At 41.5% G+C, this 501-nt stretch carries 1 protein-coding gene and 1 pseudogene; both read right to left on the bottom strand.

Annotated features, from left to right (window positions below):
• A pseudogene (locus R7Z77_RS28840) lies at positions 1-166 on the bottom strand (polysaccharide export protein); the annotation flags it as partial.
• A gap of 12 nt (positions 167-178) precedes the next feature.
• On the bottom strand, positions 179-501 hold a 323-nt coding region (locus R7Z77_RS28835), incomplete at its 5' end, for an outer membrane beta-barrel protein (RefSeq protein ID WP_318137498.1).

Here is a 501-nt window from a genome sequence, read left to right as displayed (position 1 = left end):
CTGACGTGATGAGGATGTTTTTAATAGAAAGATCTTCCTCCCCGTAAACTTGCACTGAAATAGTGTCACCAGTATCGAGTAGGTAATCTTGTTCGTTTGAATTCGCGCTAACAAAAGTACTGAAAAGTAGCAGAGCTAGGCCAATTAACTTGAATAATGGATTCATTAACATTCCTTGTTACAACGAAAATTGCGCGCTTAATGTCCAGACATTTTGGTCGTAGCTATAACCTGAACGATTGGATGTTTTGTCTTGATATTGCCAATCCGCTTTCAATTGAATCCAGCGTCTAATTTGATAATCAACGCCAGCGGAAAGGGTATATCGTTCGTCGTTTCTCGTGATGCCGGTGTAATCATCTTCTTGATAAATGCCACCTAAACGAGTGGCTAAATAGCTGTTCCAATCGTGTTTGATATCTAGGCGATAACGAGTCTGTAAGTTGTAGTCACCATCTTGGTCAGGGTTGACGGCTGCTTGGGTAGTTTTGACCGTCACCA

It is taken from the genome of Vibrio sp. 1401, assembly GCF_033340295.1.
This window is presented reverse-complemented; position numbering and strand designations above follow the sequence as displayed.